The organism is Pseudomonas sp. Z1-29 (assembly GCF_051131995.1).
GTDB lineage: Bacteria > Pseudomonadota > Gammaproteobacteria > Pseudomonadales > Pseudomonadaceae > Aquipseudomonas.
Map to the genome: position 1 here is coordinate 384648 of NZ_CP071645.1, position 16887 is coordinate 401534.

15 protein-coding genes are annotated in these 16887 nt (G+C 62.4%); 6 read left to right on the forward strand and 9 right to left on the reverse strand.

Features of this window, described 5'->3' with window-relative positions:
- Positions 1–301: 301 nt before the first annotated feature.
- Complete coding sequence (locus J3P84_RS01870; RefSeq protein WP_434627309.1) at positions 302–877, reverse strand: DUF6436 domain-containing protein; 576 nt, start codon at positions 875–877, stop codon at positions 302–304.
- Between the two features lie 108 nt (positions 878–985).
- On the opposite strand from J3P84_RS01870, the gene J3P84_RS01875 reads away from it, so the two are divergent.
- The gene (locus tag J3P84_RS01875) at positions 986–1933 is read left to right on the forward strand and encodes an alpha/beta hydrolase (protein ID WP_434627311.1); all 948 of its coding nucleotides are present in this window, start codon (positions 986–988) and stop codon (positions 1931–1933) included.
- A gap of 110 nt (positions 1934–2043) precedes the next feature.
- Here the strand turns inward: J3P84_RS01875 and J3P84_RS01880 are convergent, their stop codons facing one another.
- On the reverse strand, positions 2044–2787 hold the full coding sequence (locus tag J3P84_RS01880; protein WP_434627313.1) for a DUF2059 domain-containing protein: 744 nt from the start codon (positions 2785–2787) through the stop codon (positions 2044–2046).
- Between the two features lie 140 nt (positions 2788–2927).
- Between J3P84_RS01880 and J3P84_RS01885 the strand changes: the two genes are divergently transcribed.
- Positions 2928–3560, forward strand: a complete 633-nt coding sequence (locus J3P84_RS01885; protein ID WP_434627315.1) for a 2OG-Fe(II) oxygenase — start codon at positions 2928–2930, stop codon at positions 3558–3560.
- A 2-nt stretch (positions 3561–3562) separates the two neighbouring features.
- Complete coding sequence (locus tag J3P84_RS01890) at positions 3563–4054, forward strand: DUF523 domain-containing protein (RefSeq protein ID WP_434627317.1); 492 nt, start codon at positions 3563–3565, stop codon at positions 4052–4054.
- A gap of 160 nt (positions 4055–4214) precedes the next feature.
- Here J3P84_RS01890 and J3P84_RS01895 read toward each other — a convergent pair whose 3' ends face one another.
- Together J3P84_RS01895 and J3P84_RS01900 are read right to left on the reverse strand one after the other, a co-directional pair.
- A complete protein-coding gene (locus J3P84_RS01895; protein WP_434627319.1) occupies positions 4215–5588 on the reverse strand; it encodes a GTPase/DUF3482 domain-containing protein in 1374 nt (457 codons plus the stop codon).
- Positions 5581–6948 (reverse strand): DUF2868 domain-containing protein, encoded by a 1368-nt coding sequence (locus J3P84_RS01900; protein WP_434627321.1) that lies wholly within the window; start codon positions 6946–6948, stop codon positions 5581–5583. The genes J3P84_RS01895 and J3P84_RS01900 overlap by 8 nt, the downstream gene beginning before the upstream one ends.
- 77 nt (positions 6949–7025) lie before the next feature.
- Here J3P84_RS01900 and J3P84_RS01905 point away from each other — a divergent pair, with 77 nt between their 5' ends.
- Positions 7026–7538 (forward strand): dihydrofolate reductase, encoded by a 513-nt coding sequence (locus J3P84_RS01905; RefSeq protein WP_434627323.1) that lies wholly within the window; start codon positions 7026–7028, stop codon positions 7536–7538.
- 113 nt (positions 7539–7651) lie between these two features.
- Here the strand turns inward: J3P84_RS01905 and J3P84_RS01910 are convergent, their stop codons facing one another.
- A complete protein-coding gene (locus J3P84_RS01910; RefSeq protein ID WP_434627325.1) occupies positions 7652–9043 on the reverse strand; it encodes an L-cystine transporter in 1392 nt (463 codons plus the stop codon).
- 240 nt (positions 9044–9283) lie between these two features.
- Between J3P84_RS01910 and J3P84_RS01915 the strand changes: the two genes are divergently transcribed.
- Positions 9284–10339: a haloacid dehalogenase-like hydrolase gene (locus J3P84_RS01915; protein ID WP_434627327.1), complete on the forward strand. Its 1056-nt coding sequence runs from the start codon at positions 9284–9286 to the stop codon at positions 10337–10339.
- Positions 10340–10433: 94 nt separating this feature from the next.
- Here J3P84_RS01915 and ilvD read toward each other — a convergent pair whose 3' ends face one another.
- From ilvD to J3P84_RS01935, 4 genes are all read right to left on the reverse strand, one after another.
- Positions 10434–12275: a dihydroxy-acid dehydratase gene (gene ilvD / locus J3P84_RS01920; protein WP_434627329.1), complete on the reverse strand. Its 1842-nt coding sequence runs from the start codon at positions 12273–12275 to the stop codon at positions 10434–10436.
- Between the two features lie 267 nt (positions 12276–12542).
- The gene (locus J3P84_RS01925; protein ID WP_434627331.1) at positions 12543–13748 is read right to left on the reverse strand and encodes an MFS transporter; all 1206 of its coding nucleotides are present in this window, start codon (positions 13746–13748) and stop codon (positions 12543–12545) included.
- Positions 13749–13976: 228 nt separating this feature from the next.
- The gene (locus J3P84_RS01930; RefSeq protein WP_434627333.1) at positions 13977–15173 is read right to left on the reverse strand and encodes a class I SAM-dependent rRNA methyltransferase; all 1197 of its coding nucleotides are present in this window, start codon (positions 15171–15173) and stop codon (positions 13977–13979) included.
- 109 nt (positions 15174–15282) lie between these two features.
- Positions 15283–15822 (reverse strand): type 1 glutamine amidotransferase domain-containing protein, encoded by a 540-nt coding sequence (locus J3P84_RS01935; RefSeq protein ID WP_434627335.1) that lies wholly within the window; start codon positions 15820–15822, stop codon positions 15283–15285.
- Between the two features lie 231 nt (positions 15823–16053).
- On the opposite strand from J3P84_RS01935, the gene J3P84_RS01940 reads away from it, so the two are divergent.
- A complete protein-coding gene (locus J3P84_RS01940) occupies positions 16054–16869 on the forward strand; it encodes an HDOD domain-containing protein (RefSeq protein ID WP_434631131.1) in 816 nt (271 codons plus the stop codon).
- Positions 16870–16887 lie beyond the last annotated feature (18 nt).

Below are 16887 nucleotides of genomic sequence, written 5' to 3' on the forward strand. Positions count from 1 at the left end.
GAAAATCAACATCTTCTGTACGAGGGTTAGAGAAGCGATTAAAGAAAAGTTCACGTAGCGCCGCCGGTTGTTAAACGATTCAGCTCGGCAGCCAGAACGCCCCGAAAACCCCTGCGCGACCGGCCTGGTTGGCGTCTGGAGCGAAAATCGGGGGATCTCGGAGGCTTTTCGAAAAATTGGATCCGACAAACGGTTCAGCGCCAGCTCGCTGTTTGAGCAAGTACTCTAGAAAAGAGCAATAGCTCTGATTTTGTAAGGCGCCTACAGACGTTTAAACAATACGTATCGTAGTTGGGTTGGATTAGTTTGAGTTCGACCATGGACAATAACAGCCGACCGCCAACGTGTGAGTCGCATTAACTTCCCGGTCAATATTGAGTGCTTCAAGTATTGGCTCGATAAAGCTGTTGCTCGAGTTGCAAGTCAAGCCTTCGCTGTAAGGCCCGAAGTACGCCAGCTTGCCGCTGCGGTCCCAGATCGCCACGGCGGGGCTGGCGGGAATCTGTGCCGAGCCTGGTAACGTCGTCAGGGGTTTGAGATGGCTCAAAGTGCTGGGCAAGTGGCCTTGGCTGCCGGTCTTTTGGACGGCGTAGAACTCGACGCTTTGCGGCGCATATTTGTCGATCAGCTCGGAGAGGTGCTGCTGATTGCCGACGTTGCATGGGCAGGCCGGATCCCAGAAGTGCACCAGGCGGATTGCGCCCGGACCGGCGAGGTCGGCGGGCAGGCGCAGCGGGTCGCCGGAAAACACCGCCGTGTGTTGACTGAACGCCCGGAGGAAACGCCCCTGGAACCAGTCGTAGGCGAACCACAGGATGACGGCGCACGTCAGGGCGAGGAGGCTGGCAAGCAAGGTCGTGCGGTGGGACGGGCGCATGGAGTCGATCCTCTGAAGCCGCGTAGCTTGCCATGGCTGGCGCGACAGATGAATATCGCAGGCGTATAACGCCTGTTTTCGCGCGATGCGCATTTGCCTGGAATATTGATGCCCGCCTCCTTCGACCCCGATCACCTGCGCGCCAGCCTGCAACCCCTGGCGCAGTGGCAACCGCTGTCTGCGCAAGCGCAGGCCTACCAGCAATTCTATGGGCTGGACTTTCCGGCGCGCACCTTGCGCAGGGGCCTGGGACGTTTCGACATTGCCGGGTATGAACTGGTCGGCCAGGTCTGGTGGCCGGAAAAAGCCGTGGGGACGCTGTTCCTCTTTCACGGCTATTACGACCATATGGGGCTGTACCGGCATTTGGTCGAGTGGGCGCTGGATCAGCAATGGGCGGTGATCAGCTGCGACTTGCCGGGCCACGGCCTGTCCAGCGGCGAACGCGCCAGCATCGGCGATTTCGCCGAATACCAGGCGGCCTTGCGCGGCTTGCTGGCCGAAGCCGAGACGCTGGATCTGCCGCAACCCTGGCACCTGTGCGGCCAGAGTACCGGCGGCGCGATCGTGGTGGACCATGTGCTGCACCACGGCGCGGACAGCCCGGCCCAGGGCCAGGTCATCCTGTTGTCGCCCTTGGTTCGGCCACGGGCCTGGGGCTGGTCGCGCCTCAGTTATTACTTGCTCAAACCTTTTGTGAGCGGCATCGCCCGGCGCTTCAGCGAGAACTCCAGCGACCCGGGTTTCCTGCCGTTCCTGCAGGCCGATCCGCTGCAACCGCTGCGCCTGCCCACTGCGTGGGTCGGGGCGCTGGCGCAGTGGATCCGGCGTATCGAGGCGGCGCCGAGCAGCCCGCGCCAACCTCTGATCGTGCAGGGGCAGGCGGACATGACCGTGGACTGGCGGCATAACCTGCAAGTGCTGCGCGGCAAGTTCGATCGGCCGCAGGTCTTGATGTTGCCCGAGGGGCGGCATCACCTGGCGAACGAGACCTTGGCGATACGGCAGGAGATGTTTGAGTTTTTGAGCAAGCGGATGGGCCGGATCCGGCGGTAATCGGGCTATGGCCTTCGCGAGCAGGCTCGCTCCCACAGGGTATTGGGTGTGCTGGGAGACCAGTGTGGGAGCGAGCCTGCTCGCGAAGACGATGCAACAGGCGCTGAAGATTACTGCCCCAGATTCTGCCCCACCGCCAACCCCGCCCGGATCGCCGCCAATGCCGCCTGATAATAAGCCTGGCCCTCGGCCGACTCGGCAAACGTGGCGAATTCTTCCAGTTCGGTATCCGTCAGGTCGCGGTAGACGTACAGCAACGTGTTGTTCAGGTCCGCGCCGATCTGATCCATCAGGCGCTGGCGCTGACCGTTCAGCATGCCCTGGGCCTGGCCGCCGCCGAGCAGGCCGGGAATCATCGAGCTCAAGCTGTCGGCTGCCACGCCGGCAATCGCCAGGCTGACTTCGGCGCCGGCTTCGCGGGCAGGCAGGGCCTGGGCCAGGTGGCCGATGATCAGCAGGCGATTGTCGCTGGCTTGCATTTTCGGCAGGCCCTTGGCGTTCTTCGCCAGTTGGTCGCGGCGGGTGGCGAGCAGTTCGGCGGCGACGACCTTACGGCCCAGTGGCGACTGGAAAAAAGCCAGGGCCGGGTTCGGGTCGGCAAGATTGCTGCGCAGTTGCGCCTCGGCCCGCTGGTCCATGGCCTGGGGCGCGAAACGCTGGTTGCTGTTGTTCACCAACGCCTGGAAGACCGCCGGCGGCAAGCTGTTCTGGTAGCGCTGCTGCGCGGCGCTCAAGGCATCATTGAAATGCGCCCGCTGTTCCGGCCAGCCGGCGACCTTGTACAACTGGTCATAGCTGTCTGCCCAGGCGGGCAATACGCAGAACATCAACAATGAGAAAAGCAAACGGCGCATAGGGACTCCTGTCAGCAGCCGACTATTCTCCGTGGGGGGCGGGGTCTTGTCGAGAATTCGTATCAAGTTCGTACGACGGTGCTGACAGGCGCAGCCAACCCGCTGCGCGGCGCTGTCGGTTTTGCAGGCACAGGAATACTATGCGCGCCATGCGAATACCTTCTGATCATCCGTTGCTGTTACGTATCGTCGACGACCTGGCCGAGCGCGGGTGGTCGCAGCAGAACATCTTCTTGCCGGATGCGCTCACCCGCGCGCTGGCGGCCGAATGTCGCCAGCGCGCCGCCGAAGGCGAACTGGCTCCAGCCGCGGTGGGGCGTGGGCCGTTTTCGGAAATTCGCGAAGGGGTTCGTGGCGATCGCATCCAGTGGATCGAGCCCGGCCAGGTCGAGGCCTGTGATCGTTACCTGGGGCTGATGGACAGCCTGCGCGAGGCCTTGAACCGGGGGTTGTTCCTGGGCCTGGAGGATTTTGAAAGTCATTTCGCCTTGTACCCGCCGGGTGCGTTCTACCTCAAGCACGTCGACCGTTTCCGCGATGATGACCGGCGCATGGTCTCGGCGGTGCTCTACCTCAATGACGCCTGGCTGCCGGAGCACGGCGGCCAGTTGCGCATGTACCTGGATGAAGGCGTGAAGCATGACGTGGTGCCCACGGGCGGCTGCCTGGTGGTGTTCCTGTCGGGGGATATACCCCATGAAGTCCTGCCGGCCACGCGTGATCGGCTGTCCTTGACCGGTTGGTTCCGGCGCCGTGGCAACGAGTTGTTCTGAACATGCCAAAGATCCTTGTCAGCCGCTGCCTGCTCGGCCATCGCGTGCGCTACGACGGTGGCGCCAGCGGGCCGTTCGACTTGCTCCAGCATTGGCTCGACGAAGGCCGCGTCGTGCCACTGTGCCCGGAAGTCGCCGGCGGCCTGCCCACGCCTCGGCCGGCGGCGGAGATTCCAGGCGGCCAGGGCGCGCGAGTGCTCGATGGCAACGCGGCGGTGATCACCACCGAGGGCGAGGATGTGAGCGCGCAGTTTCTGTCCGGTGCGTATCAAGCGCTGGCGTTGGTGCGCGAGCACGGCATCCGCATCGCCGTGCTCAAGGCCAACAGCCCCTCGTGTGGCAACCTGCTGACGTATGACGGGACGTTCAGCGGGGTGAAGGTTCGAGGTGAAGGGGTGACGGCGGCATTGCTCAAGCGCAATGGGGTTCGGGTGTTCAGCGAGCTGGAACTGGCTGAAGCGGCGTTGACGCTCAAGGCATTGACCGCCGAATAGCGGCCGGCGATTAGCGTTTTTGTGGCGAGGGGATTTATCCCCGCTGGGTCGCGAAGCGGCCCCGGCTTTTCTATCTGGTAAACGGCGGCGCTCGATATTTTTTTGGGGGCGCTTCGCACCCCAGCGGGGATAAATCCCCTCGCCACAAGAGTTGTGGTGTCTAGAGCTGTTCAGCCAACAGCTCGATCTGTTCCTGTCGTTCGGCCTGGCTCAGTCGTGGCTGGGGATTCAACGACGACCACTGCGGATACGCCCTGGCCTTGCCCAGCGCCTCGGGTAATTTGCCTTCGCGCCAGGTCTTGTCCTGGGGCGTGGCGATATGGATGCTCTCCATCGCCGCATGGCCACGCTGGTCGATGGCTTGCAGCAGTTGCCGTTGGCGCAGGGCCAACAGGCGCAGCACGTTGTCATCGACGCTCAGTTCACGTTGGCCCTTGAGCTTGCCGATCAACCGGTCGCCATAGTTGCGGGCCGTTTGCAGCGCGCCGCCGGCAATCGCCCCGGCGAGGGCGGCGGCGCCCAGGGTCAGGCCACCCACCAGCAGGTCGACACCGGCTCCGGCCGCTGCCCCGGCCGCAATGCCGCCACCGACCCGCACGCCCAATTGCTTGAGTGTGTCGGGGTTGAACAGGTCATCACCCCAGCGACCATCCAGCAAGGGAAGATCGCTGGCCGCCGCATCTTGAGGGCGGAAAGCGTAGAGCTTGAGCAGGGCCTCGACACAACGCTGTTCGCGCTGGCGCACCGCGTTGCGCAGTTCGCTGATGGCCTGGCGTTCCAGTTCGGCATCGCTGGCGACGCTGCGCCGGCAAGCGGCGCAATCGATCAGCAATTCGGCAATCAGCCGTCTGGCGCTCTGCTGGCGTGCCAGACGCTGGGCCTGTTGATCGGCGATCAGCCGCTCCAATTGCCCGCGAGCGCTTTCCAGCAGCAACGCCAGGCTTTCATACAGACGTCGCTCGCCGTCCTCGGGCGGGGCGACGCTGTCGAAACGGACCAGCGCATGCAGGCCCAGCCGCGCCAGGGCTTCGCGCCAGTCGGCTTCACGGTGCTGGGCGCTGCTGACGAAATTGAGCACCGGCAGCAGCGGTTTGCCGCAACTGGCGAGGACTTCCAGTTCATCGCGGTACTTGGCCAACACCGGTTCGCGGGCATCGATCACATAAAGCCCGGCGTCGCTGGCGAGCAACTGCCGCAGCACCTTGGCTTCTTGCTCGAAGCGTTGTCGCGCCTCGCTGCCTTCGAGGAAGCGGGCCAGGCGTGCCGGGCCATCCAGGCGTTCACCGGGACGCTCGAGGCGTTCGAGATAATCGAGCAGGGCGATGGCGTCTTCCAGCCCAGGCGTGTCGTACAACTCCAGCAGCGCCTCGCCGTCCACCGACAGGCGCGCGCCTTCGACGTGACGGGTGGTGCTCGGGCGGTGGGAGACTTCGCCGAAGCCGACATCCCGGGTCAGGGTACGCAGCAGGGAGGTCTTGCCGACATTGGTGTGCCCGACCACGGCGAGCTTCAATGGCTTGATGGATTCAGTCATGGCCCGTCTCCAGCCAGTTCAACGGCGCGCAGTCGGCGAACGGCAACTGCAGCTGCTGCAACGCGCTGTGCCAGTCACCCAGGCGCTCGGCATCCAGTGCTTCGCCGGGCGGTGCCTGCAACAGCCAGACGCGGGTGGCGCTGGCGCTGCGAGCGAGTTCGGCGATCAATGCCAGGCTGCCACGGTCTGGCGAGCGCCGGGGATCGCAGGCAATCGCCAGTCGCGCGGGCGGGAAGCGCGAAAGTTGTTCAAGCAATTTGTGGCGCGATTCGCGGCTGTCGAGGATGCCCGCGCTTTTCACGGTGCCCGGCAGCTTCGGCGGCCAGGGACGTTCATCCAGCTCGATCGCCACCAGCAGCGCGCCGTCGCTTTTCATGGCGCCCACGGCGCTTTCGACGTGATGCAATTGTGCGGGCGCGGCGTCATTGACGCCCAGGCGTTCGCTGCTTGGCATCAATCGCTCACGCAGCTGAGCGTAGCCGGGCAGGTTCAAGTCCAGGCGCAGGCTGGCGCGGCCACGGCGCCAACGCCACAGGCACAACAGCGCAAGACTCAGGCGCGGCAGCACGCCGTAGACCAGCAGCACGCCCACCAACCAGGCGGCCCAGGCCTGGCGGGCGCTTTCGATGTCCAGCGCGGCGTCGCCGCTGGCGCGGATCATCTCGACGCTCGGCACGCTGAAGCCCAGCAGGGCGGGCAACGCACCGAGGGCCTGAGTCATGGCGACGAAGGTCTCGCCACCGAGAATGGTGGTTTCCCATACGAAGCCATAGCGCCGGGTCGCCATCAGCAACAAAACGATGACCAGCGCGCTGAGCATCGCCAGCAACCACAAGCCATTGACCAGCACACCGAGGGCCCAGCGGTTGAGCTTGTGCCGTTGCAGCAACAGCAGCAGGGCCGGCGCGAGTTGCGCGGCCTTGGCGTCGCGGGCGAGTTTTTCGCTGAGCCACAGCCACAGGCGGCCGAGCGTGGCGCCTTGCTCACCGGCCAACAGCAGGCCCAGAGCCCAGCCGACCAGCAGGATCAGGTTCAGCCCCAACAGACTGCCGAGGGCCCAGAATACGTTGACCGGCGCGCGTCCATCGCCGAGGGCGGCAAAGCCCAGGCCGGCGCCGCTGGCCACGGCGAGCACGGCCAATGCGACCAGTGCCAGCCGTGCGCCTTGCAGCCAGTGGCGCAGGGCCTGGACGAGGCCATCGCGCTCGGCCAGCCAGTGGGCGCGATGACGGATGCGCGTGGACAGATCGCCGCCGGCCGCGCGGGCCAGGCGATTGGCTTCCTGGTCTTCGAGCGGGCCGGCATGTTCTTCGCGCAGGCGTATCGTCTCGGTCAACCAGAGGTTTTGCAGTTCAGTCACGAGGGCTTCCGTTGCTCGAATGAGCAATCAGCATAACCGCTGTGGCACCGGTCCGGGCCTCTGGTATCCTCGCCGTCATGAAAAAAACTCTTCCCTTAAGCCTGATCGCAGCCCTCGGTGAAAACCGTGTGATCGGCATCGACAACAGCATGCCCTGGCACTTGCCGGGGGACTTCAAATACTTCAAGGCCACCACCCTGGGCAAGCCGATCATCATGGGGCGCAAGACCTGGGACTCCCTCGGTCGGCCGCTGCCGGGACGCTTGAACATTGTCGTCAGCCGCCAGCCGGGCCTGGTGCTGGAAGGCGCGGAAGTCTTTTCTTCGCTGGAGGCCGCAGTGGAACGGGCCGAAGCCTGGGCGTTGGAACAGGGCGTTGACGAGCTGATGCTGATCGGTGGCGCCCAGCTCTACGCGCAGGCACTGGAGCAGGCGGATCGGTTGTACCTGACCCGCGTGGCGCTGAGCCCGGAAGGGGATGCGTGGTTTCCGGAGTTTGCTTCGAGCCAGTGGAAACTGGTGTCGAACCAGCTGAACCCGGCTGAAGGGGACAAGCCGGCGTACAGTTTTGAGGTGTGGGAGAAGCTTTAGAAGCCAAAGCTTCGCGAGCAGGCTCGCTCCCACAGGTAACCGAGTTGGGTCAGGAAATCGGTCAACTGTGGGAGCGAGCCTGCTCGCGAAGGCGATCTACTTGGCGCCATCAATCAAGCGTGCACCAACTCCCCATGCTCCTCGGCATCGAGCAAGGCCTTGTCCGTCTGCTGCATCACCTGGCTGGTAATCGCCCCGGCGGTGATCGAGCCACTGACGTTCAACGCGGTACGGCCCATGTCGATCAACGGCTCGACCGAAATCAGCAGCGCCACCAGCGAGACCGGCAGGCCCATGGCCGGCAGCACGATCAACGCGGCGAACGTTGCGCCACCGCCGACACCGGCCACGCCCGCTGAACTCAAGGTCACGATGGCCACCAGTGTCGCGATCCACACCGGGTCCAGCGGATTGATCCCCACCGTAGGCGCGACCATGACCGCCAGCATCGCCGGATAGAGCCCGGCGCAACCGTTCTGGCCGATGGTGGCGCCAAACGATGCGCTGAAGCTGGCAATCGCCCGGGGAATGCCGAGGCGGCTGGTCTGGGCTTCGATACTCAGGGGGATGGTCGCCGCGCTGGAGCGGCTGGTGAAAGCGAAGGTCAGCACCGGCCAGATCTTGCGGAAGAAGCGCAACGGATTGATCCCGGCAGCGGACACCAGCAGGCCGTGGACCACGAACATCAGCCCCAGCCCCAGGTACGACACCACCACGAAGCTGCCGAGCTTGATGATGTCCTGCAGGTTGGAGCCAGCCACCACTTTTGTCATCAGCGCCAGTACGCCATACGGGGTCAGCTTCATCACCAGGCGCACCAGGCGCGTCACCCAGCTTTGCAGGGTGTCGATGGCGTTGATCACTTTCTGGCCTTTCTCTGCGTCATCCTTGAGCAATTGCAACGCCGCGACACCGAGGAACGCCGCGAAGATCACCACGCTGATGATCGACGTCGGCTTGGCCCTGGCCAGGTCGGCGAAGGGGTTCTGCGGAATGAACGAGAGCAGCAGTTGCGGGATATTCAAATTGGCGACCTTGCCGGCGTAATCGCTCTGGATCACTTGCAGCCGTGCCTGCTCCTGGGTTCCGGCCACCAGGCCTTCGGCAGTGAGGCCGAACAGGTTGGTCAGGCCGATACCGATCAGGGCGGCGATGGCGGTAGTGAACAGCAGCGTGCCGATGGTCAGGAAGCTGATCTTGCCCAAGGACGAGGCGTTGTGCAGGCGGGCCACGGCGCTGAGGATCGAAGCAAAGACCAGCGGGATCACGATCATCTGCAGCAACTGCACGTAGCCGTTGCCCACCAGGTCGAACCAGCCGATCGAGGTTTTGAGCACCGGGTCGCCTGCGCCGTAGATCGTGTGCAGCGCGATACCGAACACCACGCCCAGGACCAGCGCCAGCAGCACTTTTTTGGCCAGGCTCCAAGTGCTGTGACGGGTTTGCGCCAAGCCGTACAGCAAGGCGACGAACACCAACAGATTGAGGATCAGAGGAAGATTCATGAAAAACTCCGGAAAGACTTTGCCAGCCGCCAAGCGACGCGACTGTGAGCCGGAAAGCCTAACAGCCTGATATCTAAAGAATTAATACTTAAAAAGAATGTTTACTGTCGCTTTTGGAATAAGCGTTGACGCCCAGGGGTATGCCGCTGGCGTTATCGAGACGCAAGCGGTCGCGCACAGGCGAGATCTGTCACAGGCATTTGTTAGCGTCGAGCTCCTACAACCTGGGAGTAAATGTCGATGAAGCTCATACCTCGCTTGCTCGCTGTCGCTATAGGCCTGGGCCTCGCCGGCCAGGCGCTCGCCACTGACCTCAAGCATTGGCCCGCGGAACAGGCCAAGGCGCTGGAAGCGATGATCGCGGCCAACGCCAACAAAGGTAACTACGCGGTGTTCGACATGGACAACACCAGCTACCGCTACGATCTCGAAGAATCGTTGCTGCCATTCATGGAGAACAAGGGGCTCATCACCCGGGAAAGCCTGGACCCGTCCTTGAAGCTGATGCCATTCAAGGACACCGCCGACCACAAGGAAAGCCTGTTCAGTTATTACTATCGACTCTGCGAAGTGGATGACATGGTCTGCTACCCGTGGGTGGCCCAGGTGTTTTCCGGCTTCACTCTCAAGGAGCTGAAGGGCTACGTCGATGAGCTGATGGCTTCCGGCAAACCGGTACCGACCACGTATTACGATGGCGACAAAGTGGTCCAGTACAACGTCAACCCACCGAAGATATTCACCGGGCAGGCCGAGCTGTACAACAAGCTGATGGAGAACGGCATCGAGGTCTATGTCATGACCGCCGCTTCCGAAGAGCTGGTGCGCATGGTTGCCTCGGACCCGAAGTATGGCTACAACCTCAAGCCGCAGAACGTCATTGGCGTAACCACGCTGCTCAAGGACCGCAAGACCGGCGAACTGACCACCGCCCGCAAGCAAATCACCAACGGTAAATATGACGAAAAGGCCAATCTTGGCCTGGAGTACACACCGTACCTGTGGACGCCGGCGACCTGGATGGCCGGCAAGCACGCGGCGATCCTGACCTACATCGACGAATGGAAAAAACCGGTGCTGGTGGCTGGTGACACGCCGAGCAGCGACGGCTACATGCTGTTCCATGACGTAGACGTGGCCAAGGGCGGCATCCACTTGTGGGTCAATCGCAAGGATAAATACATGACCCAGATAAACGGCATGATGGCCAAGCACGCAGCCGCCCAGGCCAAGGAAGGACTGCCCGTGACAGCGGACAAGAACTGGGTGATCGTCAAGCCGGAAGATATCCAGTAAACCGGATCAGTTACGGCTCCCTCGCCACAGGGGATATCTCTGGTCCAATAAAAATGCCCCGCACTTGGCGGGGCATTTTATGTGGCTCGGGCGCTTACAACCCGTCAAGCATCGCCTTGTCGCGCACCGCGCCCTTGTCGGCACTGGTGGCGAGCAGGGCGTAGGCCTTGAGGGCGGTGGTGACTTTGCGCGGACGCACTTCCACCGGCTTCCAGCCTTTGCTGTCCTGTTCGACGCGGCGTGCAGCCAGTTCCTCATCGCTGATCAACAGATTGATCGAACGGTTCGGAATGTCGATCAGCACCTTGTCGCCATCGCGCACCAGGCCGATGGCACCGCCAGCCGCTGCTTCCGGCGAAGCGTGGCCGATGGACAGGCCCGACGTGCCGCCGGAGAAACGGCCGTCGGTCAGCAGCGCACAGGCTTTGCCCAGCCCCTTGGATTTCAGGTAGGAAGTCGGGTAGAGCATTTCCTGCATACCCGGGCCGCCCTTCGGACCTTCGTAACGAATGATCACGATGTCGCCGGCTTTCACCTCGTCGGCGAGAATCCCACGCACGGCGCTGTCCTGGCTTTCGAAAATCTTCGCGTTGCCTTCGAACACATGGATCGACTCGTCGACGCCGGCGGTCTTCACCACGCAGCCGTCCAGGGCAATGTTGCCGTACAGCACGGCCAGGCCGCCTTCCTTGGAGTAGGCGTGCTCGACGCTGCGGATGCAGCCGTTCTCACGGTCGTCGTCCAGGGTTTCCCAACGGGTCGACTGGCTGAACGCGGTTTGTGTCGGGATGCCCGCCGGGCCGGCCTTGAAGAAGTGATGCACGGCTTCGTCGCTGGTCTGGGTGATGTCCCACTTGGCGATGGCCTCGGCCATGGTCTTGCTGTGTACGGTTGGCAGGTCGGTGTGCAGCAGGCCGCCGCGGGCCAGCGAACCGAGGATGCTGAAGATCCCCCCGGCGCGGTGCACGTCTTCCATGTGGTACTTCTGGATGTTCGGCGCGACCTTGCACAGTTGCGGCACGTGGCGGGAGAGGCGGTCGATGTCGCGCAGGTCGAAATCGATCTCGGCTTCCTGGGCCGCGGCCAGCAGGTGCAGGATGGTGTTGGTCGAGCCGCCCATGGCGATGTCGAGGGTCATGGCGTTCTCGAACGCCTTGAAGTTGGCGACGTTGCGCGGCAACACCGACTCGTCGTTTTCGCCGTAGTAGCGCTTGCACAGCTCGACGATGGTCCGGCCGGCCTGCAGGAACAGCTGTTCGCGGTCGCTGTGGGTGGCCAGGGTCGAACCGTTGCCAGGCAACGCCAGGCCCAGGGCCTCGGTCAGGCAGTTCATCGAGTTGGCGGTGAACATGCCGGAGCAAGAACCGCAGGTCGGGCAGGCGCTGCGCTCGTACTCGGCGACTTTCTCGTCGGATGCGCTGGAGTCGGCGGCGATCACCATGGCGTCCACCAGGTCCAGGCCATGGCTGGCGAGCTTGGTCTTGCCGGCTTCCATCGGGCCACCCGATACGAAGATCACCGGGATGTTCAGGCGCAGGGCGGCCATGAGCATGCCGGGGGTGATCTTGTCGCAGTTGGAAATGCACACGATGGCGTCGGCGCAGTGGGCATTGACCATGTATTCGACCGAGTCGGCGATGATCTCGCGGCTGGGCAGCGAATACAGCATGCCGTCGTGACCCATGGCGATGCCGTCGTCCACGGCGATGGTGTTGAATTCCTTGGCAACCCCGCCGGCGCGTTCGATTTCCCGTGCAACCAGTTGGCCCAGGTCCTTGAGGTGAACATGGCCTGGAACGAATTGCGTGAAGGAGTTGGCAATGGCGATGATCGGCTTCTTGAAGTCGTCATCCTTCATCCCCGTGGCGCGCCACAGGGCACGGGCGCCGGCCATGTTGCGGCCATGGGTGGATGTTTTCGAACGGTAATCAGGCATGGAGCACTCCGGGCGGCTAATCAGGTACTTATCAGGTATCAATGGGGAAGTGAGCTTCTGTCGACGTCTGGAACACTCGGGGTTGGCCGTGAGTCCGGACGTGGCTGATGACTTTGCAGGATCGCTGCGCGCCTCAGCATGAGCTCATAAACCCGCCGGGGATGAATGGCGATGAATGTCGCGATTCTACACCGCTGGCGTCAGGATGAAATGACGCAAAGCGCCGATCGAGACCAATCTCGCGCCTGGAATGACGACTGGCAGCGTTCAGCCGGGCAACAGCCCCCCGTCACGTTGCCGGACCAAGGCATTGAGCGTCAGCCCGAGCAGGCTGAGCAACACCAGACACAGGGCCAGGGCGACTTGCAAGTCCAGCGGGGTGAGGCTGATCACGGCACTGGTCAGCCCGCCGACGATGAACACCAGTACGCTACCGGCCGAGGCGGACGTGCCGGCCTGTCCCGGAAACAGCGTCATGGCTTGGTTGTTGGCTGCCGCCCGGGCGATGGTCGTTCCGGCGGTGCATACGATCATGGGTAGCAACAGAGTGGTCACCGACAAGCCCAGCTGGTTGGCGAGCCCCAGCATCAGAAGGCCAGCGGCGAGGATCAGGCCCAGCCCCGTCATGATTTGCGTCTGCGGGTCGATCCGGTTACTCAGCATGGTCGCGATGAGGCCGCCGCCAATGTAGGCCAGCCCATAGCCCAGCAGTACGAGCGAAAAAGCCTCGGGTGATAAGTGCAACTGGTCTATCAGGATCAGCGGTGAAATGACGATGAATGAAAAATGGCAGGAAAAAGCCAGCGCCGAAATCAACCAATAGGCCAGGAAGCTGAAGTCACCGAAGACCTTTCGATAGGATGCGACGAAGTTGAAACGCCTGGGATGACCGTCGACCCGAGAGTGCTCAAGTAAACGACAGACGCTTGCGAACACCCCAATCGACAGTGCAGTGAACACCAGGAAACTGCCTCGCCAACCCATCCAGCTTTGCAGCCCAGTGCCCGCCAGGGGCGAAAAGGAAATGAAAATACCGCCGCAGGTGACCAGCAAAATTCGCAGCCGCTGCTGTTCCTGGCCGGTGAACAGGTCCTGGATCAGCGCTTGGGACAGGACGAAACAACCGCATCCCAAGGCCTGGATGACACGGAAGAACAGAAAGGACCAGTAGCTGTCGACGAGCACGCAACCCGTTGCTCCCACCGCTGAAATGGCGATCCCGATCAGCAGCAGGTTTTTCCGCCCCATGACATCGGAAAGCGGGCCGATCAGCAGTTGCGAAAGAGCGATGCCCACCGCGAACAGGCTAACGGACAGGGCAATATCGGATGAGGGACTTTGAAAATGCTCGGACAGTGCAGGGAATGAGGGCAACACCACATCAATCGGGAAAACACCGAGTAATGTCAGCGTCAGCAGTAAGCCGACGGTGGCATGTTTTCGAGTAGCCAGGCGGGTTTGCGGATCAGTCATGACGAGTTCCAAGGCGCACCTGAGGAGTAGCTTTCAATCCTAATGCTTAACGCCCGCCAGGCACGGAGAGATCGTGTAGGAAGGCTCTGGTAATTGCGTGGGGGACCTCCTACAGGTTCTTGCTTGAGCTGAAGTCATGATCAGGCGCAAAAAAAATCGCAGCCAAGGCTGCGATCAGATTGTTAATGGATGAGGGCCACAGCGCTACGGCTGTGGCCCCGTCCGGCCTCAGCTATTAGGCAGCAACCGGCAGGTGATGCTCTTGATGTAGCGCGTCTCGGCGATCGCCGGGTGTACCGGGTGATCGGGGCCCTGGCCGCCGCGTTCGAGCAGTTGGATGTTGCGGTCCAGGTGACGGGCGCTGGTCAGCAGGATGTTCTGCAGATCGTCTTCGGGCAGGTGCATCGAGCATGACGCACTGACCAGGATGCCGTCCTTGCTGAGCAGGCGCATGGCCTGTTCGTTGAGGCGGCGGTAGGCGCCTTCGCCGTTCTTCAGGTCTTTCTTGCGCTTGATGAAGGCCGGCGGGTCGGCAACGATCACGTCGAAACGCTCTTCGCTGGCCTTGAGTTCCTTCAAGGCTTCGAATACGTCACCTTCAATGCAGGTCAGCTTCTCGGCGACGTCGTTCAGCGCGGCGTTGCGCTCGACGCCGTCAAGGGCGAAGGCCGAGGCGTCGACGCAGAATACTTCACTGGCACCGAACGCCGCGGCTTGCACGCCCCAGCCGCCGATGTAGCTGAACAGGTCTAGAACGCGCTTGCCCTTGGCGTAGGGTGCCAGGCGCGCACGGTTCATGCGGTGGTCGTAGAACCAGCCGGTTTTCTGGCCCTGCATGACCGGCGCTTCGAATTTCACGCCGTTCTCTTCCAGGGCGACCCACTCCGGGACGAGACCGAAGACGGTCTCGACGTAGCGCTCCAGGCCTTCGGCGTCGCGGGCCGCGGAATCATTCTTGAACAGGATGCCGCTAGGCTTGAGCACTTGGGTGAGGGCGGCGATCACGTCGTCCTTGTGGGCTTCCATGGTGGCGGAGGCGATCTGCACCACCAGGATGTCGCCGAAACGGTCGACCACCAGGCCCGGCAGCAGGTCGGAATCACCGTAGACCAGGCGATAGAACGGCTTGTCGAACAGCCGCTCGCGCAGGGACAACGCCACGTTGAGGCGATGCACCAGCAGGGATTTGTCCAGCGCCAGCTTCGCGTCGCGAGACAGCAGGCGTGCGCAGATCAGGTTGTTCGGGCTCATCGCAACGATGCCCAGCGGCTTGCCGCCGGCGGCTTCGAGGACCGCCTGGTCGCCGGCCTTGAAGCCGTGCAGCGGGGTGGCGGCCACATCGATTTCGTTACTGTAGACCCACAGGTGGCCGGCGCGCAGGCGACGGTCGGCGTTGGCTTTGAGGCGCAGGCTGGGCAGGGACATGACGTCGCTCCGGAAAAAAGAGCGGGAGTATACCGTGTTGCAACCCTTGCGGGGCCGGCGGTGGACATGCGGCGAGGGAGCCTGCGCTGCTCGCCTCGCCACAAGGGCTTCAGGCCGACAGCGAGTTGATCAGTTCACGGTTGAACGCGGGAATATCATCCGGCTGGCGGCTGCTGATCCAGGTGCCGTCCCGGACGACTTCCTGGTCGACCCAGTTCGCGCCGGCATTGACCAGGTCATCCTTGAGTGTCTTGTAGCTGGTCATGGTCTTGCCTTTGACCAGGCCGCTGGACACCAGCAACCAGCCGCCATGGCAAATCACCGCGATAGGTTTGCCAGCCGCTTCGAAGCCCTTGACCAGGTTCTGCGCGTCGGGGTCGATGCGAATGGTGTCGGAACTCTGCACGCCGCCGGGCAGCACCACCGCTTCGTACTGATCGACATTCGCCGCCTTGAAAGTCAGGTCCACCTTGAAGTCGTCGGCCGGCTTGTCATGGTTCCAGCCTTTGACCTGGCCGTCGCTGGCGGAAATGATGTCGACCTTGGCCCCGGCCTGTTCCAGCGCCTCTTTGGGACCGGTCAGTTCGGCCTGTTCAAAACCGTCGGTGACCAGAATGGCGACGCGCTTGTTGTTCAGATTAGCGGGCATGAAAATCTCCTAAAGCTGAATGGGTTGGCTGCCGACCTAAGCCTTATTACAAGACTTGGGCATTGGTCCTACAGATTCCGAAGCTCAGGCTTGTACGAAAGTTCCGCCAATTTACCGGTGGTGTGTCGGATCCAGATTTAGGGGTTAGACTCCCGGCCTTACCCAGAGTGTGTACCCATGTCCAAAGAACTTTCCGCCGAACAGATCCAACAGTCCCTGCAGGGCATCAGTGTGCCGCCCCAGCCGCAAATCATGGTGGATTTGCAGATGGAGCAGTACATGCCCGACCCGGACCTGGAAACCATTGCCAAGCTGATTTCCCAGGATCCGGGCCTTTCGGGTGCCTTGCTCAAGATCGTCAATTCGCCGTACTACGGCTTGAGCAACAAGATCACTTCGATCCAGCGCGCAGTGAACCTGCTTGGCAGCCGGTCGATCATCAACCTGATCAACGCGCAGTCGATCAAGAGCGAATTGCACGACGATGCCATCGTCACCTTGAACCGCTTCTGGGACACCGCCCAGGACGTGGCCATGACCTGCCTGACCCTGGCCAAGCGCGTCGGCCTGCAGAACGGCGACGAAGCCTATGCCCTGGGTTTGTTCCATGACTGCGGCGTGCCGCTGATGCTCAAGCAGTTCCCCACCTATATGGGCGTGCTGGAGGAGGCCTATGCCAATGCCAGCGCCGAGATCCGGGTGGTGGACACCGAAAACCGCGTGTTCAACACCAACCATGCGGTGGTCGGTTACTACACCTCCAAGTCCTGGCGCCTGCCGGACCACGTCAGCCAGGCCATCGCCAATCACCACAACGCCCTGGCGATTTTCAGCGACGAATCTTCGCGTAATAACAGTCAGTTGAAAAACCTGTTGGCGATCCTGAAGATGTCCGAGAACATCTGTGCTTCCCATCGCGTGCTGGGCAACCAGGCTGAGGACCACGAGTGGAATTGCGTCGGGCCACTGGTGCTCGATTACATCGGTCTGCCGGAGTACGACTTCGAGACCCAGAAACAGGAAATCCGCGACCTGGCCTCTCGTTGAGTGCCAGCTTTCGCTTGA

Excerpts from the sequence above, each read along its gene's own strand:
- J3P84_RS01885 (WP_434627315.1), top strand. The coding sequence starts at position 2,928 with ATGCGCGCCATGCGAATACCTTCTGATCATCCGTTGCTGTTACGTATC.
- J3P84_RS01935 (WP_434627335.1), bottom strand. The coding sequence starts at position 15,822 with ATGCCCGCTAATCTGAACAACAAGCGCGTCGCCATTCTGGTCACCGAC.
- J3P84_RS01910 (WP_434627325.1), bottom strand. The coding sequence starts at position 9,043 with ATGAATCTTCCTCTGATCCTCAATCTGTTGGTGTTCGTCGCCTTGCTG.
- J3P84_RS01915 (WP_434627327.1), top strand. The coding sequence starts at position 9,284 with ATGAAGCTCATACCTCGCTTGCTCGCTGTCGCTATAGGCCTGGGCCTC.
- ilvD (WP_434627329.1), bottom strand. The coding sequence starts at position 12,275 with ATGCCTGATTACCGTTCGAAAACATCCACCCATGGCCGCAACATGGCC.
- J3P84_RS01875 (WP_434627311.1), top strand. The coding sequence starts at position 986 with ATGCCCGCCTCCTTCGACCCCGATCACCTGCGCGCCAGCCTGCAACCC.
- J3P84_RS01925 (WP_434627331.1), bottom strand. The coding sequence starts at position 13,748 with ATGACTGATCCGCAAACCCGCCTGGCTACTCGAAAACATGCCACCGTC.
- J3P84_RS01870 (WP_434627309.1), bottom strand. The coding sequence starts at position 877 with ATGCGCCCGTCCCACCGCACGACCTTGCTTGCCAGCCTCCTCGCCCTG.
- J3P84_RS01880 (WP_434627313.1), bottom strand. The coding sequence starts at position 2,787 with ATGCGCCGTTTGCTTTTCTCATTGTTGATGTTCTGCGTATTGCCCGCC.
- J3P84_RS01890 (WP_434627317.1), top strand. The coding sequence starts at position 3,563 with ATGCCAAAGATCCTTGTCAGCCGCTGCCTGCTCGGCCATCGCGTGCGC.
- J3P84_RS01905 (WP_434627323.1), top strand. The coding sequence starts at position 7,026 with ATGAAAAAAACTCTTCCCTTAAGCCTGATCGCAGCCCTCGGTGAAAAC.
- J3P84_RS01895 (WP_434627319.1), bottom strand. The coding sequence starts at position 5,588 with ATGACTGAATCCATCAAGCCATTGAAGCTCGCCGTGGTCGGGCACACC.
- J3P84_RS01930 (WP_434627333.1), bottom strand. The coding sequence starts at position 15,173 with ATGTCCCTGCCCAGCCTGCGCCTCAAAGCCAACGCCGACCGTCGCCTG.